This window comes from Dyella sp. SG609 (genome assembly GCF_012275375.1).
GTDB classification, from domain to species: domain Bacteria; phylum Pseudomonadota; class Gammaproteobacteria; order Xanthomonadales; family Rhodanobacteraceae; genus Dyella_D; species Dyella_D marensis.
On sequence record NZ_JAAZQJ010000001.1, the window covers coordinates 212,775 to 238,845 of the forward strand.

27 protein-coding genes are annotated in these 26,071 nt (G+C 68.3%); 18 read left to right on the forward strand and 9 right to left on the reverse strand.

The window, feature by feature from the left end; genetic code table 11:
* Window positions 1-38: 38 nt before the first annotated feature.
* Window positions 39-1,325 (forward strand): MFS transporter, encoded by a 1,287-nt coding sequence (locus tag FHW85_RS00980; RefSeq protein ID WP_167254184.1) that lies wholly within the window; start codon window positions 39-41, stop codon window positions 1,323-1,325.
* Window positions 1,326-1,511: 186 nt separating this feature from the next.
* Here the strand turns inward: FHW85_RS00980 and FHW85_RS00985 are convergent, their stop codons facing one another.
* Window positions 1,512-2,012, reverse strand: a complete 501-nt coding sequence (locus FHW85_RS00985; protein WP_246866602.1) for a hypothetical protein — start codon at window positions 2,010-2,012, stop codon at window positions 1,512-1,514.
* A gap of 368 nt (window positions 2,013-2,380) precedes the next feature.
* Here FHW85_RS00985 and FHW85_RS00990 point away from each other — a divergent pair, with 368 nt between their 5' ends.
* Window positions 2,381-3,721: a hypothetical protein gene (locus tag FHW85_RS00990; protein ID WP_168647033.1), complete on the forward strand. Its 1,341-nt coding sequence runs from the start codon at window positions 2,381-2,383 to the stop codon at window positions 3,719-3,721.
* A 68-nt stretch (window positions 3,722-3,789) separates the two neighbouring features.
* Here the strand turns inward: FHW85_RS00990 and FHW85_RS00995 are convergent, their stop codons facing one another.
* On the reverse strand, window positions 3,790-4,137 hold the full coding sequence (locus FHW85_RS00995; RefSeq protein WP_167254188.1) for a metalloregulator ArsR/SmtB family transcription factor: 348 nt from the start codon (window positions 4,135-4,137) through the stop codon (window positions 3,790-3,792).
* On the reverse strand, window positions 4,121-4,585 hold the full coding sequence (locus FHW85_RS01000) for an SRPBCC family protein (RefSeq protein WP_168647034.1): 465 nt from the start codon (window positions 4,583-4,585) through the stop codon (window positions 4,121-4,123). The genes FHW85_RS00995 and FHW85_RS01000 overlap by 17 nt, the downstream gene beginning before the upstream one ends.
* 188 nt (window positions 4,586-4,773) lie before the next feature.
* Between FHW85_RS01000 and FHW85_RS01005 the strand changes: the two genes are divergently transcribed.
* On the forward strand, window positions 4,774-5,589 hold the full coding sequence (locus FHW85_RS01005) for a creatininase family protein (RefSeq protein ID WP_168647035.1): 816 nt from the start codon (window positions 4,774-4,776) through the stop codon (window positions 5,587-5,589).
* 51 nt (window positions 5,590-5,640) lie between these two features.
* Window positions 5,641-6,825, forward strand: a complete 1,185-nt coding sequence (locus tag FHW85_RS01010; protein WP_168647036.1) for a YncE family protein — start codon at window positions 5,641-5,643, stop codon at window positions 6,823-6,825.
* Between the two features lie 149 nt (window positions 6,826-6,974).
* Here the strand turns inward: FHW85_RS01010 and FHW85_RS01015 are convergent, their stop codons facing one another.
* Window positions 6,975-7,232, reverse strand: a complete 258-nt coding sequence (locus tag FHW85_RS01015) for a GIY-YIG nuclease family protein (protein WP_167254196.1) — start codon at window positions 7,230-7,232, stop codon at window positions 6,975-6,977.
* 66 nt (window positions 7,233-7,298) lie between these two features.
* On the opposite strand from FHW85_RS01015, the gene FHW85_RS01020 reads away from it, so the two are divergent.
* From FHW85_RS01020 to FHW85_RS01030, 3 genes are all read left to right on the forward strand, one after another.
* Window positions 7,299-7,640, forward strand: a complete 342-nt coding sequence (locus FHW85_RS01020; protein WP_168647037.1) for a zinc ribbon domain-containing protein YjdM — start codon at window positions 7,299-7,301, stop codon at window positions 7,638-7,640.
* A 103-nt stretch (window positions 7,641-7,743) separates the two neighbouring features.
* Window positions 7,744-8,112 carry a hypothetical protein gene (locus FHW85_RS01025; RefSeq protein WP_168647038.1) on the forward strand — a complete coding sequence of 123 codons (369 nt, stop codon included), beginning with the start codon at window positions 7,744-7,746 and terminating at the stop codon, window positions 8,110-8,112.
* A 101-nt stretch (window positions 8,113-8,213) separates the two neighbouring features.
* Window positions 8,214-8,588, forward strand: a complete 375-nt coding sequence (locus tag FHW85_RS01030; RefSeq protein ID WP_167254202.1) for a hypothetical protein — start codon at window positions 8,214-8,216, stop codon at window positions 8,586-8,588.
* Window positions 8,589-8,627: 39 nt separating this feature from the next.
* On the opposite strand, the gene FHW85_RS01035 is transcribed toward FHW85_RS01030, so the two are convergent.
* Both FHW85_RS01035 and FHW85_RS01040 read right to left on the reverse strand, forming a co-directional pair.
* Window positions 8,628-9,122: a VOC family protein gene (locus FHW85_RS01035; protein WP_168647039.1), complete on the reverse strand. Its 495-nt coding sequence runs from the start codon at window positions 9,120-9,122 to the stop codon at window positions 8,628-8,630.
* A gap of 123 nt (window positions 9,123-9,245) precedes the next feature.
* Entirely contained in the window at window positions 9,246-9,638 is a 393-nt protein-coding gene (locus FHW85_RS01040; protein ID WP_167254206.1) for a biopolymer transporter ExbD, read from the reverse strand.
* 168 nt (window positions 9,639-9,806) lie between these two features.
* Here FHW85_RS01040 and FHW85_RS01045 point away from each other — a divergent pair, with 168 nt between their 5' ends.
* From FHW85_RS01045 to FHW85_RS01065, 5 genes are all read left to right on the forward strand, one after another.
* On the forward strand, window positions 9,807-10,691 hold the full coding sequence (locus FHW85_RS01045) for a DUF3014 domain-containing protein (protein ID WP_246866603.1): 885 nt from the start codon (window positions 9,807-9,809) through the stop codon (window positions 10,689-10,691).
* A 431-nt stretch (window positions 10,692-11,122) separates the two neighbouring features.
* On the forward strand, window positions 11,123-12,331 hold the full coding sequence (locus FHW85_RS01050) for a multidrug effflux MFS transporter (RefSeq protein WP_168647040.1): 1,209 nt from the start codon (window positions 11,123-11,125) through the stop codon (window positions 12,329-12,331).
* 194 nt (window positions 12,332-12,525) lie between these two features.
* Window positions 12,526-13,125: a 2'-5' RNA ligase family protein gene (locus FHW85_RS01055; RefSeq protein WP_167254212.1), complete on the forward strand. Its 600-nt coding sequence runs from the start codon at window positions 12,526-12,528 to the stop codon at window positions 13,123-13,125.
* Between the two features lie 80 nt (window positions 13,126-13,205).
* The gene (locus tag FHW85_RS01060; RefSeq protein WP_167254214.1) at window positions 13,206-13,973 is read left to right on the forward strand and encodes a class I SAM-dependent methyltransferase; all 768 of its coding nucleotides are present in this window, start codon (window positions 13,206-13,208) and stop codon (window positions 13,971-13,973) included.
* Window positions 13,974-13,977: 4 nt separating this feature from the next.
* Window positions 13,978-14,187 carry an oxidoreductase-like domain-containing protein gene (locus tag FHW85_RS01065; RefSeq protein WP_167254216.1) on the forward strand — a complete coding sequence of 70 codons (210 nt, stop codon included), beginning with the start codon at window positions 13,978-13,980 and terminating at the stop codon, window positions 14,185-14,187.
* Here the strand turns inward: FHW85_RS01065 and FHW85_RS01070 are convergent.
* Window positions 14,181-15,230: an HDOD domain-containing protein gene (locus FHW85_RS01070; RefSeq protein WP_168647041.1), complete on the reverse strand. Its 1,050-nt coding sequence runs from the start codon at window positions 15,228-15,230 to the stop codon at window positions 14,181-14,183. The genes FHW85_RS01065 and FHW85_RS01070 overlap by 7 nt on opposite strands.
* 188 nt (window positions 15,231-15,418) lie before the next feature.
* On the opposite strand from FHW85_RS01070, the gene FHW85_RS01075 reads away from it, so the two are divergent.
* Window positions 15,419-16,417, forward strand: coding sequence for an LLM class flavin-dependent oxidoreductase (locus FHW85_RS01075; RefSeq protein ID WP_168647042.1), 999 nt, complete (start codon window positions 15,419-15,421; stop codon window positions 16,415-16,417).
* Window positions 16,418-16,520: 103 nt separating this feature from the next.
* On the opposite strand, the gene FHW85_RS01080 is transcribed toward FHW85_RS01075, so the two are convergent.
* Complete coding sequence (locus FHW85_RS01080) at window positions 16,521-17,354, reverse strand: DUF72 domain-containing protein (RefSeq protein ID WP_168647043.1); 834 nt, start codon at window positions 17,352-17,354, stop codon at window positions 16,521-16,523.
* Between the two features lie 154 nt (window positions 17,355-17,508).
* On the opposite strand from FHW85_RS01080, the gene FHW85_RS01085 reads away from it, so the two are divergent.
* From FHW85_RS01085 to FHW85_RS01100, 4 genes are all read left to right on the forward strand, one after another.
* Window positions 17,509-18,492 carry a PD40 domain-containing protein gene (locus FHW85_RS01085; protein WP_168647044.1) on the forward strand — a complete coding sequence of 328 codons (984 nt, stop codon included), beginning with the start codon at window positions 17,509-17,511 and terminating at the stop codon, window positions 18,490-18,492.
* A gap of 96 nt (window positions 18,493-18,588) precedes the next feature.
* A complete protein-coding gene (locus FHW85_RS01090; RefSeq protein WP_168647045.1) occupies window positions 18,589-20,229 on the forward strand; it encodes a serine hydrolase in 1,641 nt (546 codons plus the stop codon).
* Window positions 20,230-20,293: 64 nt separating this feature from the next.
* The gene (locus FHW85_RS01095) at window positions 20,294-21,913 is read left to right on the forward strand and encodes an alpha/beta hydrolase-fold protein (RefSeq protein ID WP_168647046.1); all 1,620 of its coding nucleotides are present in this window, start codon (window positions 20,294-20,296) and stop codon (window positions 21,911-21,913) included.
* A gap of 325 nt (window positions 21,914-22,238) precedes the next feature.
* The gene (locus FHW85_RS01100) at window positions 22,239-22,757 is read left to right on the forward strand and encodes a DUF3761 domain-containing protein (protein ID WP_168647047.1); all 519 of its coding nucleotides are present in this window, start codon (window positions 22,239-22,241) and stop codon (window positions 22,755-22,757) included.
* Window positions 22,758-23,052: 295 nt separating this feature from the next.
* Here FHW85_RS01100 and FHW85_RS01105 read toward each other — a convergent pair whose 3' ends face one another.
* Window positions 23,053-24,972, reverse strand: a complete 1,920-nt coding sequence (locus tag FHW85_RS01105; protein WP_168647048.1) for a CocE/NonD family hydrolase — start codon at window positions 24,970-24,972, stop codon at window positions 23,053-23,055.
* Window positions 24,973-25,192: 220 nt separating this feature from the next.
* Here FHW85_RS01105 and FHW85_RS01110 point away from each other — a divergent pair, with 220 nt between their 5' ends.
* Window positions 25,193-26,068 (forward strand): GyrI-like domain-containing protein, encoded by an 876-nt coding sequence (locus tag FHW85_RS01110; protein WP_168647049.1) that lies wholly within the window; start codon window positions 25,193-25,195, stop codon window positions 26,066-26,068.
* Window positions 26,069-26,071: the final 3 nt, after the last annotated feature.

The window sequence follows — 26,071 nt, forward strand, 5'->3', positions numbered from 1 at the left end:
GCATCCGCACCCGCATCCGCACGAACGGGAGCGCGCCGGTGCTAGGCGCGTTCCGCTCGCTGCGCAGCTACAACTACCGCGTGTGGTCGGCCGGCGGCCTGGTTTCCAACGTTGGCACCTGGATGCAGCGCACCGCGCAGGACTGGCTGGTGCTGACCGAGCTGACCCACAAGAACGCCACCGCGGTAGGCATCGTGATGGCCTTGCAGTTCGGCCCGCAGTTGCTGCTGCTGCCCTTGACCGGCTATGCGGCCGACCATCTGGACCGCCGCAAGCTGCTGCTGGTCACGCAGGCGCTGATGGGCGCGCTGGCGCTGGGCCTGGGCCTGCTCACGCTGGCCGGATGGGTGCGGCTGTGGCACGTGTACGTGTTCGCCGGCCTGCTCGGCGCGGTGGCGGCGTTCGATGCGCCGGCGCGGCAGACCTTCGTGTCGGAACTGGCCGGCGAGGACGATCTCTCCAATGCGGTGGCGCTCAATTCCACCTCGTTCAATGCGGCGCGCATGATCGGCCCCGCGGTGGCCGGCGCGCTGCTGGCCTCGATGAGCGCGGGCTGGGTGTTCCTGCTCAATGCCTTGTCGTACGTGGCGGTGCTGGCTTCGCTGGGCCTGCTGCGCACGGCGGAACTGCATCCGCGGCTGCATGCGCAGCGCAGCCGCGGCGGCCTGCTGGAAGGCTTCCGCTATGTGTGGGGGCGGCACGATCTGCGCGCGGTGCTGCTGATGCTGTTCCTGATCGGCACCTTCGGCCTGAACTTTCCGATCTTTATCGCGGCGATGGTGGTGAAGGTGTTCCACGGCGAAGCGGACCAGTACGGTTTGCTCACTTCGCTGATGGCTGCGGGCTCCGTCGCCGGCGCCTTGTTCGCCGCGCAGCAGGCGCGGCCGCGGCTGGGTTATCTGATCGGCGCGGCGCTGTGCTTCGGCGTGGGCTGCGTGCTGGCTTCGGTGATGCCGACCTATCTGTGGTTCGGCGTGATGCTGATGCTGGTGGGCATGGCCGCGCAGACCTACACCACCTCGACCAACAGCCTGGTGCAGCTGTCGACCGCGCCGGCCATGCGCGGGCGGGTGATCGCCATTCAATTCGCCATCGCCCTGGGCGGCACGCCGATCGGCGCGCCGCTGGTGGGCTGGGTGGCCGACACGCTGGGGCCGCGCTGGTCGCTGGGGCTGGGCGCGTTGTCGGGGCTGGCGGCGGTCGCGGTCGGCCTGCGCTATCTGGTGCGCTATCGCCAACTGCGCATGTTCGTCGAAGGCGGGCGCCTGCGCTTCAGCGTGTCGCTGGCCACCGAGGCCAGCCGCGCGGCGGCGGAAAAAGCCTAGTTCCCGAAAAAGCGCGGCCCCAAAAAAAAGCCGCGTCCGCCGGGTGTGTCGGCGGACGCGGGAAACAGCGCCTACAGGGGTGGAGAGGCGCGAGCTACGAGGTTGGTCCGGCTTCCCGGCCGGGCGCGGGAGATATGCCGACCCGGGCGTGAGGCGGCCGTGAAAACGGCCGCCTCCGCGGTTCGCTTATTGCGGTGCGATATGCGTGCTGCACTCCACCGGGTCGGTGCAGGGCAGGTCGAAGGCGCGCAGGTTGTGCGAGCCGTCCGCCGCCGGAGCGGCAGTGAGCTGCACGGTGCCGTCGTTGTAGACCAGCTCGCCGCCGGCCGGCACGGCGCTGCCGGCCGGCGCCACGCTCAGGCCGGCGCCGCTGCCCATCGGCAGCACCAGGAACTGGCCGCCGGCGGTGGCGAAGGCGCCCATCACGCGGCCGTTGAGGTCGTTGATCTGGACGAAGCGCACGCCGTCGCGCTCGAACACGTACACGTGCCAGTGCGGACTGGCGCTGACGTCGGGTGCATTGGGCCAGGCCTGGCCCAACCCCGACGACTGCGAGCCAGGCGATTGCGGCGCGGCTTGGGCCGCCAGCGGCGCCAGGGCCAGCGCGAACAGGACGAGCAGCGCGCGCCGGAACAGCCGGCGCGCGAAGCGATGTGGATTGGCGTGATGTAGATCGGACTGGGTCATGGCCTTTCCCCTTTCATGGATGTGGTGGTTACGCACTGCACGAGCGCCCCAAGGCTAGCGCCGTCCGCTCGCAGATGCTGGGACGTCCGGGCAGGCTTTCAACGCAATGCCCGCTCTCTGGAGAGACTGCGTACCGTCACATCGTCTGCACGGCCCTGGCGCGACCTTACCGCCGCCGCGCCAGGGGGGCGCATCAGGGGGCAACACCAAGACATCTCCCAGCCCAGGTTCCTGGCGACGCAGGTCGCCGGCAAGCGATCGGCATGAGGCCGGTCCGGGGCCAGCCGCATTCCGGACAGACGCAGGCGCGGACGCAAGGTCCGCGCCCAGGGGGTTCATCTATCCAACAGGGAGCAGATGCAATGCGCATGAATCGATCAGGGGTATTGGCGGCGCTGGCCGCGCTCAGCTTCGTCGCTGGAGCGGCGAATGCGGGGACGTTTCCGGATTTCGGCTACCAGCCACCGTCCAAGCTGTACAGCGGTCCGTTGTTCCAGCTGAGCCAGGATTATCCGAAGCAGATGCCGAATTCGACGCCGCCGGCGTTCTTCAACCTGCTGCCGAAGCAGTTCAGCAACAACTTCGAGACCTGGCGGCCGTACGTGGACGCGGTGAAGAAATACTGCCTGGAAGGCAACGTGGAAACCGACTGGGTGGTGCAGAAGAACCCGGTGCGCAAGTGGTACCACGCGCCGTGGCAGCACTACGGCCCGGACGGCCGCGAAGGCGTCCATGGCCTGACCAAGGAAGCGCAGATCCAGCCGCAGCAGCTGGCCGCGAGCCAGAAGACCTCGGGCCAGACCTACGCGGTGGGCATCTACAACGACCTCGGCGCCTACACCTTCGGCCAGGTCTGGAAGGATCCGCAGAATCCCGATCCGCGCTACACGTCCAAGCCCAACAGCTTCCCCAATGGCACCGTGGTGTGCAAAGCGCTGTTCGCCGACGTGGTGCTGTCGGAAGTGCCGTTCCTGCAGAATCCGGTGCAGTGGGATGCGTACATCACCGACGCGTTCAAGTCCTCCAACCGCGTGATGCGCAAGGTCGCGCTGATCCAGATGGACTTCGCCGTGCGCGATACGCGCGTGCCGGGTACGGGCTGGCTGTTCGGCACCTTCCAGTACAACGGCGCCGTGACCGGCAAGCCCGGCTGGGACAACCTGGTGCCGGTGGGCATCATGTGGGGCAACGATCCGCAGGACAACGGCAACACCTACAGCAACCCGCAGCCGACGCAGACCAGGATCAACCCCAACCTGCGCGAGACCGCGATCAACGCCAACACCAAGGAGCTGCCGCCAACCCACCTGGGCTGGAATGGCCGCCTCAACGGTCCGGTGGACAATCCGGTCAGTGCCTGCATGAGCTGCCACATGACGGCCGAGGCGCCGGCGGTGTCGCCGATGAATCCGACCTTCCAGTCCAATCCGCCGCCGGTGGGTTCGAAGGAATGGATGCGCTGGTTCCAGAACGAGCCGGCCGGCTGGCCGTTCGATCCGGGCAAGGCGCTGAGCACCGACTACAGCCTGCAGCTGGCCGGTGGCCTGCAGAACTTCTATGACTGGAAGTGCAACCAGGGCGGCGTGTTCGTCAGCGGCGGCAATGCCTGCACCAATCGTCCGGGGCCGCGCCTGCAGCTCAATGCGGTGCCGCAGCCGACCAAGATCTTCAAGGTGACCCGCGATCCGGGTCTGGACGAAATCCACTGATGAAGCCTTGATATCGTCCCGGCGCAGGTTGGGGTGAGCCTGTGGCGAACCCCAACCTGCGCCGGGTTTTAGTTCTCGACGAAATCCTTCAGCCGCAGCAGCGCCGCATCCCACTGCGCCGCGATCGCATCCAGCGAACGCCGCGCTTCGTCCAGGCGCGACGGCTCCAGTTCCCAGCGCCGCTCGCGCCCCAGCTTTGCATCGCGCACCAGCCCCGCATCCGCCAGCACCTGCAGGTGCTTGGTGACGGCTTGCCGGCTGATCTCGGTGCCTACGGTGAGCTGGGCGATCGACATGGCGCCGCCGGCGCAGAGCAGGGCGACCAGGCGCAGGCGGGTGGCGTCGCCGAGCGCGGCGAAAATGGGCGCGGCACGCTGCAGCGCGGGTGCGGCGATCGGTTTACTGCGTGTCGACATAGCGGCGGATGTTGTGCATCTGTTCTTCCCAGCCCCCGCTGTTCATGCGGTAGGCCTCGTGGCGGCGCGCGACCGGGATCTGGTCGAAGCCCGATTCGACCACGCGCAGCAAGGTGCCGCCAGCGTGGTCTTCCAGCATGAACTCGACCAGCGTGGTGGGTTCGTCCGCGTAGTCGTGCTCGCGGTCGATGGCATACGGGTGCCAGCGGAAGGAGAAATAGCGCTCCGGCTCGATGCGCTCGACCAGCGCTTCCAGCACGAGGTCTTCGTAGCCGGGATAGGTGAGGTTGCCGCGCGTGTACTCGCCGGCGACGAAGCGCTGGCCCTGGAGTTTCACGCCGAACCAGGCGCCGAAGGATTCGGCGTCGGCGAGCGCCTGCCATACGCGCGAGCGCGGGGCCTTGAGCTGGACCTGGCGTTCGATGCGGTCGGTCGAGGGGATGTTCATGCGGTCCTCCGGTGCGGGTGGGGAAGATCAAATGCAACTTGATGGTTGCATGTTAGGGATCCCGGTCGCGAAATGCAACCTATCGGTTGCCTGTCGTCGAGGCCGCTTTTTGCCCGCTCCCAGTCATGTTCCGCCGCGGCCATGGTGCTAACGTGTCGCGCCGTCGTAACCGCTGCACGAATCCCCGCATGACTTATCCGCTCCGGCGCGCTTTCGCCGCCATCCTGCTGTTCGCCGCCGCGCAGTGCGCATCCGCCCAGACGCCGCGCAGCGTGATGCTCGAAGACCTCACCTGGACCGAACTGCGCGCCGCGCAGCAGGCCGGCAAGACCACCATCATCATTCCCATCGGCGGCACCGAGCAGAGCGGGCCGGGCGTTGCACTGGGCAAGCACAACGCACGTGCGCTTTTTCTGGCGCGCCGCATTGCCGAGCGACTCGGCGACGCGCTGGTGGCGCCCGTGGTGGCCTATGTGCCGGAAGGTGCGATCTCGCCGCCGCAAGGGCATATGAAATTCCCGGGCACCATCACCGTGCCGGATGCGGCGTTCGAAGCCAGCCTGGTTTCCGCGGCGCAGAGTTTCGCGGCGCACGGTTTCCGCAACGTGGTGTTTCTCGGCGACCACGGCGGTTATCAGAACGATCTGAAACGGGTGGTTGCGCAGCTCGACAAAGCCTGGGCTGGGAAGCCGGTGCATGCCTTCGTGCCCGCCGCTTATTACCAGGCCAGCTCCGACGGCTTCGCCGCGATGCTGCGCCAGCAGGGCTATCGCGACGACGAGATCGGCACCCACGCCGGCCTCGCCGACACCTCGCTGCAACTGGCCGTGGCGCCCGAGATGGTGCGCATGGATGCGTTGAAGCGCGGTCCCAGACTCGGCGCGGCCGACGGCGTGTTCGGCGGCGACCCGCGCCGTTCCAGCGCGGCGCTCGGCCAGGCTGGCGTCGATGCTATCGTTGCGCGGACCGTGGAAGCGATCCGCCAGGCCACGGCCGGCCGCTGATCGCACAGTCGGGCTTTCTCTCTCCCTCGAAGAACAATACGGAACTCCCCCATGAAGTCTCGTTCCCTTTGCTCGCCGCGGCTTGCCATCGTTGCAGGCGCGCTGGCCGGTCTTGGCCTTTCCTTCGCCGCGCCGGCGGCGCCGGTGCAGACCGTGGCGGGCATGCCCGCGGTGATCAATCCGGCCAACATGTACACCGAAGCGCGCGCCGGCAATTTCAGCCCGGCGGTGAAGGGCGCGCTGCAGCGCATCTACGTACCCAACCTGCGCTCCGACACGGTGTCGGTGATCGACCCGGCCACTTACAAGGTGATCGACACCCTGCCGGTGGGCCGCAGCCCGCAGCATGTGGTGCCGGCATGGGACCTGCAGACGCTGTGGGTCACCAATAACGCCGAGGGCCGCAGCGACGGCAGCCTCACCCCGATCGATCCGAAGACCGGCAAGGCCGGCAAGGCGATCGAAGTGGACGATCCTTACAACATGTACTTCACCCCCGACGGCAAGGAGGCCATCGTGGTGGCCGAAGCGCACGCGCGCCTGGACTTCCGCGATGCGCACACCATGCAGCTGCGCAGCAAGCTCGAGGCGCCGGAGTGCAAGGGCATCAACCACGCCGACTTCTCCATCGACGGCCGCTACGCCATCTTTACCTGCGAATTCGGCGGCAAGCTGGTCAAGATCGACATGGTCAACCGCAAGGTGCTGGGCTATCTCGACCTGAATGCCAAGGGCATGCCGCAGGACATCCGCGTCTCGCCCGACGGCAAGGTGTTCTACGTGGCCGACATGATGGCCGACGGCGTGTACCTGGTGGACGGCGACAGCTTCACCAAGATCGGTTTCGTCAAGACCGGCATCGGCACGCACGGCCTGTATCCCAGCCGCGACGGCAGCAAGCTGTACGTCGCCAACCGCGGTTCCAACCACGTGCACGGCGAGCGCCGCGGCAACAAGAAGGGCGTCAACAAGGGCAGCGTGTCGGTGATCGATTTCGCCACCCGCCAGGTGGTGGCCAACTGGCCGATCCCCGGCGGCGGCAGCCCCGACATGGGCAACGTGAGCGCCGACGGCAAGACGCTGTGGCTGTCGGGCCGCTACGACGACCTGGTCTATGCCTTCGACACCAGCACCGGCGCGGTGCGCAAGATCAAGGTCGGCGCCGAGCCGCACGGCCTGGCGGTGTGGCCGCAGCCGGGCCGCTATTCGCTGGGTCACACGGGCATCATGCGCTGAGTTGCGTTCGCTTTTATTGGTTCTGGGTCAGCCAAAGCCGCGATGGCGTAGGTTGGGGTGAGCCGCAGGCGAACCCCAACAGCTAGGGCGCATCGGGCGCGTCGCATCGTTGGGGTTCGCCTGCGGCTCACCCCAACCTACGCCGGTTGTCATGGGGTGAGAAAACCGGGCTTCTTCGCTTTCGGCAGCTGCTTGATTTCCCATTCCGCGCGCGACGCCGCTGCCCGGTCCGGATAGCTCTTCGACCCCAGCAACCGCAGCGGCGGGTGCGACCGCGTATACCGCGCGCCCTTGCCATCGACATGCGCCCGGTACCTCGCATCGAGGTCATTGGTGATCCCCGCGTAGTACGACCCATCGCGGCATTCGATCAGGTAGAGAAACCAGGGGCGTTCGTCGCTGGGCACGGCGCGGGCGGCAGGAGGGAGGCGGGCGATATAATCGCCGACCGCCTACTTCGCAGGAACCCCGCCATGTCCGACATCCCCGCCTGTCCGCGCTGCGGCATGGAGAACACCTACCCGGACGGCGACAACTACGTCTGCGCCGACTGTGCCCACGAATGGCCCGTAGCCGCCGCCGCCGCGCAGGAAGAAACGCTGGTGGTGCGCGACGTCAACGGCAATGTGCTTGCCGCCGGCGACACGGTGGTGGTGATCAAGGACCTCAAGGTGAAGGGTTCTTCGATTCCGCTGAAGCAAGGCACGGTGATCCGCAACATCCGCCTGGTCGACGGCGATGCGGAACATATCGAAGGCCATTCGGACAAGATCAAGGGCCTGGTGCTGAAGGTCTGCTTCCTGCGCAAGGCCTGAGCCGGCATGGCGCCGCGGTCCGCATCACGGAACCGGCGCTAAAGAAACCCCGGGCGCGGCCGATAGCGCGGTAATCGCCAACCGTCCGGAAGCCTGCCGCCCCATGCACAAAACGCCCGCCCGCCTGAGCGGCAACCGCGTCGACTGGGACGACGAGCGCCTGTCGGCCCTGCTGAAGAAGACCGAAGGCTGGACCCTGGACAACCGCGACACCGCCGAGCCGCTCGACGTGCAACTGCACGTGGGCTGGGGCGCCTCATCGGGGCGCCACGCCAGCCTCGTATGGGAGCGCGATCAGGCCGTGGTGCTGGTCACCGGCTTCGCCATTCCGGTGGGCGAGCACGTGCGTATCGACCGCCATGCCGGCGAGGAAGTGCGCAGCGCCTGGGGTGTGGTGGTGGACGGCCGCGAAGGGTTCCGCGCCGAGGACCGCGAGGCCGGCGCCTGGGTGCATTGGGTGCATGTGCGCTAGGGCCTGATTTCGCTACCGGGCGGCCGCGCTGTTCACCCAAACCCGGCGCGAAGGCGGCAAAATCGGGCGCATGCCGGTCCCGATCGCGAGGTGACGCGCCCATGTCCTTCCAGAAGCCCCCGTCCAAGTGGAACGCCAACCAGGTCGACTGGTCCGATCCCGACCTGAAGGCGCTGCTCGACCGCTCGGAAGGCTGGACCCTGGACAACCGCAGCGGCTTCGAGGCGCAGCGGGTGGAAGTGCATATCGGCTGGGGCGCCAGCGGCGGCCGGCCGGCCCTGCTGGTATGGGAGCGCGGCCAGGCCCTGGTGCTGGAAACGCAGTTCCCCATCGCCAAGGACGAGAAGCTGCGCATCGACCGCCATACCGCCACCGGCCTGCGCAGCGTGTGGGGCGTGGTGGCCGACGGGCGCAAGGGCACCCGCACGGACGACGAGGAAAACAACATCTACGTGCACTGGGTGCACACCCAGTAAAGCGAGGCGCACCGGCGGCAGCCGGCGCGCCCCCGGCTCTTACGCAGCCGCCTTGCGGATCTGCTCCAGGTCGATCTTCTGCATCTGCATCACCGCGCCCATGGCGCGCGCGGCCTTGTCCTGTTCCGGGCCGGTCATCAGCGTGATCAGTTCTTCCGGCACGATCTGCCACGACAGGCCGTAGCGGTCCTTCAGCCAGCCGCACTGGCTTTCGGCGCCGCCGTCGGCGATGAGGCCGTTCCAGAAATGGTCGATCTCCTGCTGCGAGCGGCAATGCACCACCAGCGAGAACGCTTCGGAGAGCTTGAAGATCGGGCCGCCGTTGATCGCGGTGAACGACTGGCCGTCCAGTTCGAACGCCACCGTCATCACGTCGCCTTCCTTGCGTCCGGCCGCCTGCGCCACTTCCCTGGTGTAGCGCGCCACGTGGGTGATGCGCGAGTTCTCGAACAGCGACACATACCGCTGGGCGGCCTGCTCGGCCTGGTCGTTGAACCACAGGAACGGGGTGATGCGCTGGAAGCGGGCGGTCATGGCTGGATCCTCTTGAGTGGATGGCAAAGGGCGCCGCGGTGGCGTTCCATCCAGGCGACGAACCAGGAAAAGCGAAATCGACAAGGGGACGGAAAAATATTTCCGCCCCCTGCGCCGCGAGCTTCAGCGCGCGAAATCGATCCCGGCCAGGCCTTGCGCCTTGGCCTGCGCCAGCACGTGGGCCACCGCCTGGTAGGCGGCGCCGTCGGCGGCATTGATGACCAGGCGCGGCGGTGCGGCCTGCTGCGCGGCGACGGCCAATTGTGTGTCGAGCTGCGCCTGGTCGATCGGCGTGTCGTTCCAGTACAGCGAACCGTCGGCCTGGATCGCCAGGCGGATCGGCTCGGCCGCCGGCAGCGCCTTGCCGCCGGCGGTGGGCAGGTCGATGCGGGTGCGGTGGGTGATCACCGGCGCGGTGATCATGAAGATGATCAGCAGCACCAGCAGCACGTCCACCAGGGGCGTGACATTGATGTTGGAGATGGCACTGCTTTCGGCACGGACAGAGAAAGCCATGTTCTTCCTCCTGGGCGAAGCGTCGATGTGGACTTGCGGATGCCGCAGCCAATGGGGGATGCCGCGGCGAGTGCAGGTTACTGCGGCGCACGCGGAGCTTGCCATGGGGGGCGCCGCGGCCACGCGGGATGAACCATCCGGGACGGGGCCAGTCTCATCGTGGTGGTCATGAAGCAGATGAGGTGCGCGGCAGTGAAGAAGCAGCAGAACTCGTACGGTGCGTGGCTGGTGGCGGTGGTCGTGGTGGCGGCGGCGATTGCGGGCGGTGTCTATCTCTGGCGCAAGGGGCTGCAAGGCGCGCAGGAAGCGCCATCCGCGCCGGCCGCCGCGGCGAGCAGCGGGATGCCGGCGCCGCCGTCGTCGGCGATCCGCCATCCCATCGCCGATGCGGGGCCGGCGTCTGCCTCCACCGCGCCGCTGCCCGCGCTCGACGGCAGCGACGGCACCGTCGCCGACGAACTCGCGCAGCTGGGCGGCGGCGATCTCACCGGCCTGCTGCTGCGCGAGCAGATCATCCCGCGCATCGTCGCCACCGTGGATGCGCTGCCGCGCCAGGGCGTGGCCACGCGCATCCTGCCGCTGCGCACGCCGCGCGGCGCCTTCGCGGTGGACGAACAGGAAGGCAGCATCGAACTGTCGCCGCGCAATGCGGAACGCTATGCGCCCTACGTGCGCGTGGCCGAGGCGGTGGACGCGCGCAAGGCGGTGGCGTGGTACGTGCGCTATTACCCGCTGTTCCAGCAGGCGTACCGCGAGCTGGGCTATCCGCGCGGCTACTTCAACGACCGGCTGGTCGCGGCGATCGACGACATGCTCGCCACCCCCGGCAGCGCGGTGCCGATCGCATTGGTGCGCGGCGATACCTATTACCGCTTTGCCGATCCTTCCCTGCAGGGGCTTTCCGCGGGACAGAAGTTGCTGCTGCGGATGGGGCCGGAGAACGCGGCGAAGGTGAAGGCGAAGCTGCGGGAGATCCGCGCGGCACTCGCAGGACAAGCGCCGCAGCGGGGAACTCTTCTCCCCTCCGGGGAGAAGATGCCGGCAGGCAGATGAGGGGCGGGTGCTCGCGGTAGCGCTGCTGCGGAGCAAGGAAAAGCTTTGAGCGCTTTGTACGACCCTCAGCTCACCGCTCCGACCGGCCCCTCACCCCAGCCCTCTCCCCGGAGGGGAGAGGGGGTATGTTGAGGTGATCGGGATGTGCAGCCCCCAGACCGAACTCTTCAGCCCTCTCCCCGAAGGGGAGAGGGGGCAGAGTGCTGGCACTTTGCGACGTTTCTTATCGCTGCTCGCCAACAGCGTGCTGTAAAGTCCTTGGCCGTCCCGCGGCGCAAGGCAGCTCGACGGGCTTGCATTTCTATACTTTCTGGTTCAATAATTCGCGCCTCGCCGAGGCTCCCATTGCTGCCGCCACGCCAGCCCGTCCTGGCCGTTCCGGCTGCCCCGCCCCGGCCACCCGCTTCCGCTCTCGCAAGGAAACCCCACCCATGAATACCCGGCTTTTCGGGGCGGCGCTCATTCTGGGCCTGCTGTCGGCCATCGGGCCGTTCGCCATCGACATGTACCTGCCGGCGCTGCCGACCATCCGCGAGGCGCTGCATACCGACGTCGACACCGCGCAGCTGAGCCTGATGGTGTTCTTCGCGGCGGTGGGCATCGGCCAGCTGATCTACGGGCCGGTATCGGACATGGTCGGCCGCAAGCCGCCGATCTACTTCGGCCTGGTGCTGTTTGCGCTGGGCAGCATCGGCTGCGCGATGGCGCCGGACATCCACACGCTCATCGCGTTCCGCTTCGTGCAGGGCCTGGGCGCCTGCGCTGGCATGGTGATCCCGCGCGCGATCGTGCGCGACATGCACACCGGCCACGACGCCGCGCAGCTGATGTCGCTGCTGATGCTGGTGTTCAGCGTGTCGCCGATCCTGGCCCCCCTCACCGGCAGCCTGGTGATCCGCCTGGCCAGCTGGCGCGGCATCTTCTGGACGGTGGCCGTCGCCGCCGTGCTCGGCCTGGTGCTGGCGGCGACCGCGCTGAAGGAAACCCGGCCACGCGAAGCGCGCGTGGCGAGCAACGTGCGCAGCGCGCTGTCGGCCTATGGCACCCTGCTGCGCGATCCGCACTACCTGGGCCTGGTGTTCATCTGCTCGTTCGGCGTGGCGAGCTTCTTCGCATATCTGGCCAATTCGTCCTTCGTGCTGATCGACCACTACGGCCTGTCGCCCACCCTGTACGGCCTGGCGTTCTCGGTCAATGCGGTGGCGTTCATCGGCGCGGCGCAGTTCACCGGCGGCCTGGGCAAGCGCTACGGCCTGCCGCGGCTGGTGCGCACCGCGGTGGTGGGCTACAGCGTGGTGATGGTGGCGCTGCTGCTGCTCAATCTCGCCGGCATCGACAACTTAGGGGTGCTGATGGCCCTGCTGTTCGTCGGCTATGGCTTCCTCGGCCTGGTGATGCCCAGCTCCGCCGTGCTGGCGCTGGAAGAGCACGGCAAGATCGCCGGCACCGCCTCGGCCCTGCTCGGCACCATCCAGTTCGGCACGGGCGCCGTGGTGATCGGCGTCGTCGGGCGTTTCCTGGATGGCACGGCGCGGCCGATGCTCGCCGGCATCGCGGCCTGCTCGGTGATCGCGCTGGTGCTGGCGCAGCGCACGCTGCGCCACCGGCCCGCACCGGTGGCGGAAGCGTCGGCGGACTAAACGATCAAGTCAGCACGCGCGGTGAGCCCCGCGCGGTGCGGTCGTCCGGGCCGCCGCGCGAGGCGTGGCTTCCTGCGGCGTATTGTTGGCCTGCTTGAGTAAGCAGGGCGTGCGCTGCTTGTTATCGCCGCGTGGCGCCCCCGGCGCCGCATGGCTTGCGCTAAGGTGCGCGCCGATGCACAGCGGATGCCGCCATGACACCGAACGTCTTTGACTCGCCCCAGCTGGACCTGCTGGGCGGCCAGGCCGAGCCCGCGCAGACCCACCGCCTGTTCTTCGCCCTGCTGCCGGACGAGGCCACGCGCGCCGCTTTCGCCGGCGTCGCCGACATGCTGAAAGCCGGCCAGCCCGGCCTGCGCCTGCGCTGGGTGTCGCCGGCGCGCTACCACGCCACCGTGCATTTCCTGGGCGACCATCCGATGCTGCGCGACGACATCGTGCAGGCCGCCACCCGCGCCGGCGATGCGCTGCAGGCCGGTGCCTTCGAATGGACGCTGGACTACGCGGCCAGCTTCCACGGCCGCGAACCGCCCTGCATCCTGCGTTCGCGCGAGGTGCCCGCGCCGCTGCTGCAGCTGTGGAGCCAGCTGCGCGAAGGCCTGATCCGCGCCGGCCAGGGCGCGCATCTGTCGCGCACGTTCACCCCGCACGTCACCCTGGGCTACAGCCGCGGCGGCCTGCTGCCGGAGCTTCCGGTGGGGCCGCTGGCCTGGCGCGTGCAGCAGCTGGCGCTGGTGCACAGCGTGGTCGGGCAGGGCGATTACCGGCTGCTGCACAGCTGGCCGCTGGCCTGAGCGGAGGTGCCGAAGGTCCTGGCTCCCGGCCCGCGGTTTAGGCGCACAATGCCGCTCCCAACCCACCGCGGAGTCCCGTCATGCGCACGACCGTTCTCGCAGCGTTGATCGTCCTCGCCCTGCCGCTGGCCGCCGCGGCACAGCCGCCGAAACCCGCCGGCGCCATGCCCGCCAACGTCGCCGCCGCGGTCGCCGATCCGGCGCGCAAGGCCGACGCCGCCAACGACGCGCGCCGCAAGGGCGGCGAGCTGCTGGCCTTCGCCGAAGTGAAGCCCGGCCAAAGCGTGGTCGACCTGATTCCCGGCGGCGGCTACTTCACCCGCTTGTTCAGCGCCGCCGTCGGCGACGGCGGACATGTCTACGACGTGTGGCCCAACGAGTATGCGCAGGAGGCCGATTCCGACGTAAAGGCCTCCAACGCGCTCGCCGCGCAGCCGCACTACAAGAACGTCAGCGTGCTGCTGCAGCCGGGCAACCAGTTCAGCGTGCCCAAGCCGGTCGACATGGTGTTCACCTCGCAGAACTACCACGACTACCCGGACAAGTTCATGGGCAAGATCGATCCGGCCGTGCTCAACAAGCAGGTGTTCGATGCGCTCAAGCCCGGCGGCCTGTTCGTGATCGTCGACCACGTGGCCGAAGCCGGTTCCGGCATGCGCGACACCGACACCTTGCACCGCATCGATCCGGCCATCGTCAAGAAGCAGGTGGAAGCGGCGGGCTTCGTGTTCGACGGCGAAAGCAACGTGCTGCGCAATCCCGCCGATCCGCACGACATCAAGGTCTTCGACAAGGCCATACGCGGGCATACCGATCAGTTCGCGTACCGGTTCCGCAAGCCGGGTTGAGCGCTTGAGCGGCTCTGAAGAACAAGCGCCGGGAGGCTCCGCGCCTCCCGGCGATCCACGGCCGGTAAGGCCCATCGAACCCGACGCGCTCGACTGCTGCGGCGAGGGCTGCGTGCCCTGCATCTACGATCTGTACGAAGCGGCGCTGGACCGCTACAAGGCGGCGCTGGCGGAATGGCTGGAACGCCATCCGGAAGCGCCCAAGGATCAGTAGCCTTTTTCGCGCGGCACCGAATCGAACTGGTGCTGCAGATCCTGCTGGCAGCGCGCGACCTGCGCCGGTGCGAAGCGCGCCGGCCAGGCTTCGCTGAGATCGGGCATGGCGTCGAGCGCGCGATGATCGCGCAGCAGCTGCGCCATCGACAGGTAATGCGCCACGTGCAACGTCTTGCCGAGCGGAGACAGCGTTTCCGGCGCCTGTTCCTGCGCATGTTCGGACAGTGCCTGGATCACCGCGCCCGGCAGTTCCCAGTGGCGCGCGGCGCGCAAGGTCAGGCTCGCGCCCAGCTGGGCGCAGCCTTCGAGGAAGGCGGGGCTCAGCGTCTCGGGCGCGGCAATCTCTTCCATGCTCAGCAGATGGATCACCGCACCGGTGCCGGTATTGCACACGATGCCGGCCAGGTAAGCCTCGAACGGATCGCAGCCGGCGAACTTGCCGAGAAAGGCGCTGGCATGCGCGCAGCGTTCGGCGTGATCCCACAGCCGCTGTCCCGCCACCAGGCCGTGCACGCCGGCGCTGGCCTGCAGGATCGGTTTCATCATGTGCTGGGTCGCCACGCGGCGCAGCCCGTCCTGGCCCAGCAGCACCACCGCGTGCTGCAGGCTCTGGATCGAATGCAGGGTGCGGTAGTAGATGCTGCGGCTGACCCGCATCACTTCGCCGACCAGCATCGGATCGCGCCCGACCAGGCGCGCCAGCTCGGCGCCGGCCACGTCGTCGTTCTTCAATGCCAGCAGCAGCTGCGGCAGCACCGCGGGCAGGCGCGGCAGGCTGCGCACGTCGAAGCGCTCGGCCACGATCTGCAGGCGCCGCAGCAGGGCGGCCTCGTTCGGGTTGGCACCCTGGCGCGCGTCGGGCAGGCCGAGCATGAAGCGCTGGAAGCGTTCGGCCAGCGCAGCCAATTCCGGCGCGGGGGCGGGCGCAGGCGCTGCCAGCGGAGCGGCCGGCGCCCTGGCCGGGCGCTGGAACTGCGCGCGCGCCAGCGGCTGTACGGCGGGCAGGGGCGAGGGGGCGAAGAAGCGCCTTAGCCAGTACATCGTGTGGTTCTCCCCTGCTGCCGCGGACGCGGTCTCCCCGCCGGGTTATCGGCTGCCCGGATCGAAGCTGTAGAGCATGGGCCGCCCGCGTCGCCGGCTCTGCAGGCCGGTCGACATTTTCTGTACCGGGGAGGCTGGCAATGCCCCGGTCCGCCCCCAGATCGGGAGCTTCGCCGCGAGGACACTCCATGATTCCGTTTTCCGTACTCGATCTGGCGCCGGTCACCCAGGGCAGCACGCCGGCGCAGGCCTTCGCCAACAGCCTGGACCTGGCCCGCCTGGCCGAGCGCCTGGGCTACCGGCGCTACTGGCTGGCCGAGCACCACAACATGCCCGGCATCGCCAGCGCCGCCACTTCGGTGCTGATCGGCCATATCGCCGGCGGCACCTCGAGCATCCGCGTCGGCGCCGGCGGCATCATGCTGCCCAACCACGCGCCGCTGCAGGTGGCCGAGCAGTTCGGCACGCTGGCTTCGCTGTATCCCGGCCGCATCGACCTGGGCCTGGGCCGCGCGCCCGGCACCGACCAGCCGACGGCACGCGCGCTGCGCCGCTATTACGAGAGCGCCGATGCGTTCCCCGAAGACGTGCAGGAGCTGCTGAGGTATTTCCAGCCGGCGCAGGCCGGCCAGCCGGTGCGCGCGGTGCCCGGCGCGGGTATCGACGTGCCGGTGTGGATCCTCGGCTCCAGCCTGTTCGGCGCGCGCCTGGCCGCGGCGCTGGGCCTGCCGTATGCATTCGCTTCGCACTTCGCGCCGGATGCGATGGACGAGGCACTGGCGTTGTATCGCCGCGATTTCCGCCCGTCGGAACACCTGGCGCGGCCTCACGCGATGCTCGGCATCAACGTGATCGCGGCCGAAAGCGATGCGCAGGCGCGCAAGCTGTTCACCACCCAGCAGCAGAGCTTCATCAATCTGCGCCGCGGCATGCCGGGGCTGATTCCGCCACCGATCGACGATATCGAGAGCTACTGGACGCCGACCGAGAAGTTCGGCGTGGAGCGCGCGCTGGCCTGTTCGGTGGTGGGCGATGCGCGTTCGGTGCGGGAGGGCTTGCTCGCGTTTATCGGGCGTCACCAGCCGGATGAGCTGATGATCACGGCGAATGTGTTCGAGCACGCGCTGCGCCGCAGGTCGTACGAGATGGTGGCGGCGATCCGCGAAGAGCTCGCCGCCGCGGCCTAGGCGGATCAAGCCGGCGTAGGTTGGGGTGAGCCGCAGGCGAACCCCAACATCGCAACATCCAAACGCACCGCATTGTTGGGGTTTGCCTGCGGCTCACCCCAACCTACGCCGTGCGGTCGACGCGTTTCTGCAGCGCCATCGCTGCCGCCGGATTCAGATGCTTCGCCGCACTGATGAAATAAACGAACACGTCGCGCGGCTCCGCCTTCGCCAGCGGCGCCGCGAAATGCGGCAGCTCCGCGCAATCCTCGCCACGCGCCCAACGCTGCGCACGATCCGCCCACTCGTCCAGCGCCGCCGCCGGATAACCCGTCGCCTCGCCATCCGCACTGCGCATCAACCGCGCATAAGCGAAGTCTCCGGTCAGGTCGGCGATATTCGGATACTCCGGCGAGTCGGTGTACACGGTGGGAATACGCCGCTCGCGCGCCAGCGCCACATACGCATCGCTGAGAAAACTGCGATGCCGCACCTCCAGCACGTGGCGCAGCGGCTTGCCGTTCAATTGGCGCGGCAGCAGATCGAGAAACGCGGCGATGTCGTCCGCGTCGAACACGCGCGACGGCGGCAGCTGCCACAGGATCGGCCCCAGCCGGTCGCCCATTTCGGCCAGGCCGCCGTGCACGAAACTGTCGATGCCTTTGCCGGTGGCCGCCAGGCGCTTGCCCTCCGTGACATAGCGCGGCGCTTTCAAGGAAAACACGAAGCCTTCCGGCGTCTCCGCCGCCCAGCGGCCGTAGGTCTCGGCCTTCTGCGCACCGTAGTAAGTGCCGTTGATCTCGATCGCGCGCAGGTGCCGGCTGGCGTATTCCAGCTCGCGCCGCTGCACCAGTCCTTCCGGGTAGAAATTCTTGCGCCAGGGTGCGTAGTTCCAGCCGCCGATGCCGGTGCGGATGCGTTCGGCGCGGGGCGTGGCGCTGCTGAAGAGATCGTCCATCGGGTCGGGTCGCTGGCTTGGCGGGGCGCGGTGGCGGGGCGGCGATGATGCCATGGCGGCGCGTGAACCCGCGGTCGTGACTTCAGGCACGCGCCGCGCGCCGGGGCGAAGCGTATCCAGGCGCATCGCCGTTACGGCATCGACGGATCCGTCCATGAAACCGTTCGCTTACGCCCTGCTGTCGCTGGGTCTTGCCGTGGCGGCGAACGCCGTGGCCGATACACGCGACACCGTGCCGGAAATCTTCGCGCCGGGCGTGGTGTCCGGCCCGGCCAACGAAGACTCCGCCGCGTTCTCGCCGGACGGCCACACCGTGTTCTTCGACCGCATCAGCTGGCCGAACGCGGTGATCCTGGAATCGCACAAGATCGGCCACGCCTGGTCCGAGCCGCGCATCGCACCGTTCTCCGGACAATGGCTGGACCACGATCCGGCGATGGCGCCGGACGGCTCCTTCATCGTGTTCACCTCCAACCGTCCCGACACGCCCGGCGGCAAAGCGCTGGATGGCGTGATGGCGAACGGCAAGGTGCAGCATGCGGCGGGCGGGCATCTGTGGCGCGTCGAGCGCAAGGGCGACGGCTGGGGCGAGCCGGTGCGGCTGCCGGATGCGGTCAACAGCAGCACGCGCACCTATGCGCCGAGCGTTGCCGCCGATGGCAGCGTGTATTTCCAGCGTCCGGGCGACGACGACGAGTTCCGCCTGTACCGCACGCAGTACCGCAACGGCACCTACGAGGCGCCGGAGCTGGTGGTGCTGGGCGACGCGGCCGCGCACAAGCTCGATCCGGCGATCGCGCCCGATGAGTCTTTCATCGTGTTCGACGCCGATTACGCGGGGAAGGGCAAGGCCGACCGCCTGTACATCGCCTTCCGCGAAGGCAGCGGCTGGAGCGCGCCGGTCGACCTGGGCGATGCGGTCAACGTCGGCGACCCCTGGGGCGCGCACCTGGGGCCGGACGGCCGCACGCTCTACTTCAGCAGCCATCGCGCGGAGAAAGTGAGCTATCCGCGTTCGCATGAGCAGGCCGAGAAGGACCTGGCGCGCATGCAGGCCTGGGACAACGCCAGCGAAAACATCTGGTCGGTGTCGCTGGCGCCGTGGCTGGAAAGCCGCGGCAAGCCCGCGCACGACTGAGTTGGCAGGCGCCCCGCGGCGGCTGTGACTTTCCGCGCTGGCGCCGGCGCGGCTTTGCCGCGATAGTTGGCCGCTTTCGCCAAGCTGGAGCCGACGATGTCCCGACGAGTCCTGTCCCCGCGCCTGGCCTGCTGCGCCGCGCTGCTGGCCTTTGCCGCTTCCCCGGTCTGGGCGCAGCCGCCGCTGCCCGATAGCGCGCCGGCCGCCTCCGCCAGCGCGGCGCTGCCCGCGCAATTGCAGGACTTCACCGCCTACGTCGACAGCGCGCGCAAGCAGTTCGAGGTGCCGGGCATCGCGGTGGCCATCGTCAAGGACGGCAAGGTGGTGCTGGAGCAGGGCTTCGGCGAGAAAGAGGCCGGCAAGTCCGGCGCGGTGGATGCCCACACGCTGTTCGCCATCGCCTCCAACACCAAGGCCTTTACCGCCGCCTCGCTGCAGATCCTGGCCGAGCGCGGCAAGCTGAAGATGGACGACCGCGTGATCGACCATCTGCCGTGGTTCCAGATGTCCGACCCGTACGTCACGCGCGAGATGCGCATCCGCGACCTGCTCGCCCACCGCAGCGGCTTAGGCTTGGGCGCGGGCGACCTGCTGTACTGGCCGCCCACCAGATACAGCACCAGGGAAGTGGTGCAGCGCCTGCGCGAGGTACCGCTGGCCACCAGCTTCCGCAGCGCCTACGCCTACGACAACATCCTGTTCGCGGTGGCCACGCTGGTGATCGAGGAAACCTCGGGCCAGAGCTACGCCGACTTCGTGCGCGACAACCTGTTCAAGCCGGTAGGCATGGACGAGTCACTGGTCGACATGACCTATCTGAAGCCCGGCATGGACGTGGCCATGGGCCACGCCAAGTTCGATTTCAAGGACCTGAAGCCGGTGCCGCCGATGGCCTGGGTCAACAACCCCGGCGCCGGCGGCATCTATGCCAGCGTGCACGACCTGGCCAAGTGGATGAACCTGCAGCTGGCCGGCGGCGCGCTGCCGAACGGCAAGCGCCTGTTCAAGGAAGAAAGCCAGAAGCAGATGTGGTCGATGCTCACGCCGATGCGCATCGGCGAACCGCCGGTGCCGGAACTGGCCGCGGTGAAGCCGAACTTCGCCGGCTACGGCGAGGGCTGGTTCCTGACCGACTACCGCGGGCAGCGCCTGGTGTGGCACACCGGCGGCTGGCCGGGTATGGTCTCGCGCCTGACCCTGGTGCCGGAGCTGAAGCTCGGCGTGGTGGTGCTGACCAACCAGGAATCCGGCGCCGCGTTCAACGCGGTCACCTATCGCGTGCTCGATGCGTACCTGGGCCGCGACAAGACCGATTGGGTCGCCGCGTATGCCGCCGCGGTGAAGAAGTCCGAAGACAAGGCCGACGACAGCTGGAAGAAGCACGAGGCCGCGCGCGACAGGAACGGCAAGCCCTCGCTGGCCGTCGCCAGGTATGCCGGCACCTATCGCGACCGCTGGTACGGCGACGTCGTGGTCGCGCAGCAAGGCGGCAAGCTGCGCCTGACCTTCAGCAAGACGCCGCAGCTGGTGGGCACCATGACGCCGTGGCAGCACGACACCTTCGTGGTGCGCTGGGACGACCGCTCGCTCAATGCCGACGCCTTCGTCAGCTTCACCCTCGATGCCGACGGCGCGATCCGCGAGGCGCGCATGGAGCCGATCTCGCCGCTCACCGATTTCAGCTTCGACTTCCAGGACCTGCGCCTGGCGCCGGTGAAGAACGCCAAAGACGATTGAACCCCGGCGGCGGCGCAGGGGGCTGCGCCGCCGTCTTCCCCATCCGGTTTTCAGGGAGAACGCCATGCTGCTTCGCCGTCCCGTCACCGCCGCGCTGCTGGGCCTTGCGCTCATCGGCAGCGCGCAGGCCCGCAACGATGCGCCGGTTGCGCATCACTATGTCCAGGTGCAGCTCGGCGGCGCGCAGACCGTGCCGGTCGGCGGGCGCCTGCTGCTGTTCGTCACCAGCGCCGCGGCGGCCAAGGCCGAGGCGAAGGACGGCAAGGTGGAGGAAGTCGACGTCAATCCGCTGCATCCGGACCAGACCCTGGTGGCCGCGCGCGAAGTGGCGCGGCTGGCGCCCGGCGACACGGTCAGCCTGGATGCCGACGACATCGCCTTTCCCGGCCCGCTGGCCAAGCTGCCGGCCGGCGACTACCTGGTGCAGGCGGTGCTCGATGCCAACCACAACTACAACTACAGCGGGCGCGGCGCGGGCGACGTGGTCAGCGAGGTGACGCCGGTGCATCTGCCGGCGGCGTCGCTGCCGGTGCTGCAGTTGAGCAGGACGCTGCCGGCGCGCGAAGCGTGGACCTTGCCGCCGTCCGCCCCGAAAGACATGCGCGATGCGATGGCTGCCGCGCGCGAGCATGCGCAGCCGATCGATTTCGTCAGCCCCGCGCTGTCGGCGTTCTGGGGCCGGCCCATCCATATGCGCGGCTGGGTGCTGCTGCCGCCGGACTACCAGGCGAAGAAGGCCGAGCGCTATCCGGTGGTGTACTACACGCACGGCTTCGGCGGCGGCGGCGACCGCCTGTACGGCCCGATCGCCAACAGCTACGCGGCGACCGCCAAGGGCGAGATGCCGCCGATGATCTGGGTGTTCCTGGACGAGTCCAGCCCCACCGGCACGCACGAATTCGCCGACTCGGTGAACAACGGCCCCTGGGGCAAGGCGCTCACCGAGGAGCTGATCCCGTCGCTGGAAAAGCAGTACCGCATGGACGGCAAGGCGCGGGGCCGCTTCCTCAACGGGCATTCCTCCGGCGGCTGGGCCACGCTGTGGCTACAGACGCGTTATCCGAAGGTGTTCGGCGGCACCTGGTCGACCTCGCCCGATCCCAGCGACTTCCACGATTTCACCGGCGTGGACCTGTACCTGTCCGATGCCAATGCCTTCCGCAAGCCGGACGGTTCGGCCAACCCGCTGATCCGCGACAAGGGCAAGGTGCTGGCCACCTTCGAGCAGTACGCCAGGCTGGAGCGCGTGCTCGGCGAATACGGCGGCCAGCTCGCCTCGTTCGACTGGGTGTTCTCGCCGCGCGGCGCGGACGGGCGTCCGCAGCCGATGTTCGATCGCGATACCGGCGCGGTCGATCCGGCGGTGGCGGCGTACTGGATCGAGCATTACGACATCGCGCACCGCCTGCAGAAGGAATGGCCGGCGTTGAAGCCGGACCTGGACGGCAAGATCCACCTGATCGTGGGCACCGCCGATACGTTCTACCTGGACGGCGCGGCGCATCGCCTGAAGGCCGTGCTCGACGGACTGCATGCGAAGGCCGAGGTGCGCTTCATTCCGGACCGCACGCATTTCGACCTGTACGTGCAGGGCGACGACCGCTGGGCCTTGCTCAAGCAGATCACCTGGGAGATGTACGGCATCGCGCGTCCGGGTTCGACGTTGAAGCCGCCCGCGAAATAAGGTGTGCGGTGTAGGTTGGGGTGAGCCTTCGGCGAACCCCAACGATGCGATGCGTCTGGATCGGGCCATGTTGGGGTTCGCCTCCGGCTCACCCCAACCTACGCCAGCCGGTTTGCGACGGGCGGATGAAAGCCCTGCGCAAGAGCTTGCGAAACAGCACGATGAATGATGAACGCGCCATGCCCCCACGCATGGCGCGTTGTTTTTTTTGATGCATAGTCGCGCCGCGTGCGCCGGTCGGCGCATGTGTTTCGCGGCGGCATGGGGGCAAGGGCGGCACCCGCGGCGAAGCAACGGAAGGTCAATCGCGCTGGAGGGAGTACAGATGAAATCGTTCGTTTCGATCGCAGTGATGGCGGCCTGCCTGTTGGCCGGTCCGGCCGTGTTCGCGCAGCAGGCGTCGGCGCCGGCCGGTTCCACCGGCCAGTGCAAGGACGGCAGCTACACCGATCACGCCACCAAGAAGGGGGCCTGTTCCGGCCACAAGGGCGTGAAGGAGTGGTACGCCGCGGCCGCCGCGGCTGCGGCTGCCGCACCGGCGGCTGCGCCTGCTGCCGCGGCTCCCGCCGCACCCGCGCCGACGCCGCAGGCTGCTCCCGCCGCAGCGTCGGCACCCGCCGCCGCGGCCGCGCCGAAGAAGCCGATGCCGATGCCGCCGTCGCCCAACTCGCAGCCGGCGCCGGGCGGTGGCCCGGGCATGGTGTGGGTGAATGCGAGCAGCAAGGTCTATCACTGTCCGAGCGACAAGTGGTACGGCAAGACCAAGCAGGGCTCGTACATGAGCGAAGCCGATGCGAAGGCCAAGGGCTATCACGGCGATCATGGCAAGGCTTGCACGCCGTAACCGCGTAGCGTCGCGGCGTTGAAAACAGAAAGGGCTGGCGTTTCCGCCAGCCCTTTTTTGTTTGGTACATGCCGCGCGCTATCCAGGCCGTCATCCCGGCGCAGGCCGGGATCCAGTGGCGACACCGCCCGGTGATGACGCGGCGCCACCAAGCCAGCATTGGGACGTAAGCACGACAGCGTGCAAGGTGGTCGTTACTGGATCCCGGCCTGCGCCGGGATGACGCACCAGGGCAGGCCGTTTCGTTTTTTGTGTTGCGCGACGTTGGGGTTCGCTGTGCTCACCCCAACCTGCGTCACTTCACGACTGGCAGGCTGATCGCGCTCAGCGTCCCCGGCGCGTGCCACACGCGCTGCGTCGCCTTGCGGTAATCGCCCGGCCTGGCGTCGAAGATGTTCGGCACGAAGGTCTGCGGATTGCGGTCGTACAGCGGGAACAGCGTGGACTGCACCTGCACCATGATGCGGTGTCCGGGCTGGAACACGTGGTTCACCGTCGGCAGGCCGAAGCTGTACAGCAGCGGCTGGTCCGCGGCGATCGCCTGCGGATGCTCGAAGCTGGTGCGGTAGCGGCCGCGGAAGATATCCAGCGAGATCGGCAGCTCGTAGCCGCCCATGTCGGGGTCGGAGGCCACCGTGTCCGGATACACGTCGATCAGCTTCACCGCCCAGTCGCTGTCGGTGCCGCTGGTCGACGCATACAGGTTCACCTGCGGCGCGCCGCCGACGTGCAGCGGCGCCGTCAGCGGTTCGCTGACGTAGGTGAGCACGTCCGGACGGCCGTCGACGAAACGCTGGTCGGTGACCAGCCAGCGCGTCCACGCATCGTGGTCGGCGAAGTGCACCGGGCGCGGCAGGTACGGCACCGGCTTGGCCGGATCGGAGATGTATTCGTCGTACTTCGACGCGCTGTCGGCCGGCGCCTCGAACGAGAGCTTGCCGCCGGCTTCCAGGTACAGCGCCTTGGGCTTGCTGGCGCAGCCGCTGTCGCAGCTGAGCGGCCAGGTCTTGAAGCGGTCCCAGCGGTTCTCGCCGGTGTTGTAGATCAGCACCGGCGGCGTGTTCGCCTTCGGCGCGCCGTCCACCAGGTACTGGTCGAAGAACGGCTTGAGCACGTCGCGGCGGAACTGCAGGGCGGTGTCGCCGTCCCACTTCAGCGGGCCCAGCGAGGTGCCGTCGTAGTTCACCTGGCTATGGCGCCACGGGCCCATCACCAGGAAGTTCTTGTCGTTGCCCTTGTCCTTCGGTTCCGTCGCCTCGTAGCTGTGGATGGCGCCCCACATGTCTTCCTGGTCCCACAGGCCCTGCAGCCACATGGTCGGCACCTTCAGCGGCTGCTGCGCCATGATCTTGTCCAGCGCCTGGCCCTGCCAGAACGCGTCGTAGGCGGGGTGTTCGTCCAGCTTCTTCCAGAACGGCAGCTGCTCGAAGCCGTTGGCGCGCGCGTAGTCGCCGGCGGAGCCGGCTTCGAGGAAATTGCTGTAGTCGTCGTAGCCGTCGCGCGGCGCGGACGAGCCCTTGCCCTTCTGCGCGGTCTGGCCGCGGATGTAGTCGAAGTTGGTCTGGCGGTAGGCGCCGTAGTGGAACCAGTCGTCGCCCATCCAGCCGTCGACCATCGGGCTTTCCGGCGCGGCCACCTTCAGCGCCGGATGCGGGTTGATCAGCGCCATCACCACGGTGAAGCCTTCGTACGACGAACCGAGCATGCCGACCTTGCCGTTGGATTCGGGCAGGTTCTTCACCAGCCAGTCGATGGTGTCGTAGGCGTCGGTGGAGTGGTCGACTTCGCTGGAGTTGAGCGGGCCGCGCAGCGGGCGCGTCATCACGTAATCGCCTTCGGAGCCGTACTTGCCGCGCACGTCCTGGAAGACGCGGATATAGCCGCCGCGCACGAACACTTCGTCGCCCTGCGGCAGCTCGGCCAGCATGCTCGACGACTCCAGCCGCGCGGCGCGGCCGCTGGCGTTGTATGGCGTGCGGGTGAGCAGGATCGGCGCGTGCCTGGCGCCCTTGGGGATCACGATCACGGTGTGCAGCTTTACGCCGTCGCGCATCGGGATCATCACCTCGCGCTTGACGTAGTCGAAGCCCGTGGTGGGCGATTCGAACTTGGCCGGGATGTCCGGCGTGAGCGGCGCGGTCTGCGCCTGGGCAAGGCCGGCGCCGAGGACGGCGGCGAGCGCGGCGGTAAGAAGGAGCGGGCGGCTGATCGACATGAAACCTCCAGGCAGGGCCGCAAGGCGGTCCATCGCGGGCGGCGTGAAGGGGATGGGAGAATGAACGCCGACTTTACGGTCATCGCCGGATGGTGCCCACCATGACTTCTTGCCTATGGCTTGCGCTGCTTCCGGGACGGGTGCCGTATGCGCAGGATCGGAACCGCGGCGGCGGAGTAGTGCGCCGATCCTGGGCGGCGCCACCTCACGGAGAGCCAGCATGAAAGACCAGACCCGCCACCGCTACGTGCAAGGCATCGAGCGCGCGGTTGCGCTGCTGCAGCGCGCCGTCGACAGCAGCGCCGAACTGCCCGACCCGGGCCAGCTGGCCGAAGCGGCGCATCTGTCGGCCTTCCATTTCCACCGCATCTACCGCGCGCTTACCGGCGAAACGCCCGGCGGCACGGTGCTGCGGCTGCGCCTTCTACGCGCGCTGAAGCTGCTGGCCGATCCCGCGCAACCGGTGACCGATGCCGCGCTGGCGGTGGGCTATGAAACGCCGCAGGCGTTCGCGCGCGCGTTCCGCCAGGCCTATGGCGCCTCGCCCAGCGAACTGCGCGCGCAGCCGGAGCGCGTGGCGCAGGCGATCGAGCAATCCAGCCGCGCGCCGACGCCTGCGCACGAAGCGGCGGAGCTGCGCGTGGAAGTGGTTTCGATGGAGCCGTTCCGGGTGATTGCGGTGCGCCATCGCGGGCCGTTCGACGGCCTGGACAAGGTCTATCTGCGGCTGTTCGAGTGGGCGGCCACGCAGGGCCTGGTGGAGCACGTCAGCGGCGTCTACGGCGTGCTGCACGGCGATCATCGCGACGCGCCGCCGGAAGGCGTCGATTTCGACTGCGCGGTGGCGTTCGATCGCCCGGCGGAACCGGGCGCGGGCCTGATCGCCGAACAACTCGGCGGCGGCCAGTGGGCGCGCTATCGCCACGTCGGCAGCTTCGACCTGCTCGACGACGCCACCGACGCGCTGCTCGCGCACTGGCTGCCCGGCAGCGGCCGCGAGCTGCGCGACCTGCCGTTCTTCCATCACTACCTGGACGACCCCGAGCAGACACCGGAAGCGTTGCTGCGCACCGACATCTACCTGCCGGTGGCATAGGGC

Bases quoted from the DNA above. Each gene is read 5' to 3' on its own strand.
- FHW85_RS01110 (WP_168647049.1), top strand. From the start codon at position 25,193: ATGAAAGACCAGACCCGCCACCGCTACGTGCAAGGCATCGAGCGCGCG.
- FHW85_RS01080 (WP_168647043.1), bottom strand. From the start codon at position 17,354: ATGGACGATCTCTTCAGCAGCGCCACGCCCCGCGCCGAACGCATCCGC.
- FHW85_RS01095 (WP_168647046.1), top strand. From the start codon at position 20,294: ATGCTGCTTCGCCGTCCCGTCACCGCCGCGCTGCTGGGCCTTGCGCTC.
- FHW85_RS01075 (WP_168647042.1), top strand. From the start codon at position 15,419: ATGATTCCGTTTTCCGTACTCGATCTGGCGCCGGTCACCCAGGGCAGC.
- FHW85_RS00995 (WP_167254188.1), bottom strand. From the start codon at position 4,137: ATGTCGACACGCAGTAAACCGATCGCCGCACCCGCGCTGCAGCGTGCC.
- FHW85_RS01090 (WP_168647045.1), top strand. From the start codon at position 18,589: ATGTCCCGACGAGTCCTGTCCCCGCGCCTGGCCTGCTGCGCCGCGCTG.
- FHW85_RS01060 (WP_167254214.1), top strand. From the start codon at position 13,206: ATGCGCACGACCGTTCTCGCAGCGTTGATCGTCCTCGCCCTGCCGCTG.
- FHW85_RS01050 (WP_168647040.1), top strand. From the start codon at position 11,123: ATGAATACCCGGCTTTTCGGGGCGGCGCTCATTCTGGGCCTGCTGTCG.
- FHW85_RS00990 (WP_168647033.1), top strand. From the start codon at position 2,381: ATGAATCGATCAGGGGTATTGGCGGCGCTGGCCGCGCTCAGCTTCGTC.
- FHW85_RS01005 (WP_168647035.1), top strand. From the start codon at position 4,774: ATGACTTATCCGCTCCGGCGCGCTTTCGCCGCCATCCTGCTGTTCGCC.
- FHW85_RS01035 (WP_168647039.1), bottom strand. From the start codon at position 9,122: ATGACCGCCCGCTTCCAGCGCATCACCCCGTTCCTGTGGTTCAACGAC.
- FHW85_RS01000 (WP_168647034.1), bottom strand. From the start codon at position 4,585: ATGAACATCCCCTCGACCGACCGCATCGAACGCCAGGTCCAGCTCAAG.
- FHW85_RS01025 (WP_168647038.1), top strand. From the start codon at position 7,744: ATGCACAAAACGCCCGCCCGCCTGAGCGGCAACCGCGTCGACTGGGAC.
- FHW85_RS01085 (WP_168647044.1), top strand. From the start codon at position 17,509: ATGAAACCGTTCGCTTACGCCCTGCTGTCGCTGGGTCTTGCCGTGGCG.
- FHW85_RS00985 (WP_246866602.1), bottom strand. From the start codon at position 2,012: ATGACCCAGTCCGATCTACATCACGCCAATCCACATCGCTTCGCGCGC.
- FHW85_RS01105 (WP_168647048.1), bottom strand. From the start codon at position 24,972: ATGTCGATCAGCCGCCCGCTCCTTCTTACCGCCGCGCTCGCCGCCGTC.
- FHW85_RS01070 (WP_168647041.1), bottom strand. From the start codon at position 15,230: ATGTACTGGCTAAGGCGCTTCTTCGCCCCCTCGCCCCTGCCCGCCGTA.
- FHW85_RS01040 (WP_167254206.1), bottom strand. From the start codon at position 9,638: ATGGCTTTCTCTGTCCGTGCCGAAAGCAGTGCCATCTCCAACATCAAT.
- FHW85_RS01030 (WP_167254202.1), top strand. From the start codon at position 8,214: ATGTCCTTCCAGAAGCCCCCGTCCAAGTGGAACGCCAACCAGGTCGAC.
- FHW85_RS01020 (WP_168647037.1), top strand. From the start codon at position 7,299: ATGTCCGACATCCCCGCCTGTCCGCGCTGCGGCATGGAGAACACCTAC.
- FHW85_RS01055 (WP_167254212.1), top strand. From the start codon at position 12,526: ATGACACCGAACGTCTTTGACTCGCCCCAGCTGGACCTGCTGGGCGGC.
- FHW85_RS01100 (WP_168647047.1), top strand. From the start codon at position 22,239: ATGAAATCGTTCGTTTCGATCGCAGTGATGGCGGCCTGCCTGTTGGCC.
- FHW85_RS01010 (WP_168647036.1), top strand. From the start codon at position 5,641: ATGAAGTCTCGTTCCCTTTGCTCGCCGCGGCTTGCCATCGTTGCAGGC.
- FHW85_RS01045 (WP_246866603.1), top strand. From the start codon at position 9,807: ATGAAGCAGATGAGGTGCGCGGCAGTGAAGAAGCAGCAGAACTCGTAC.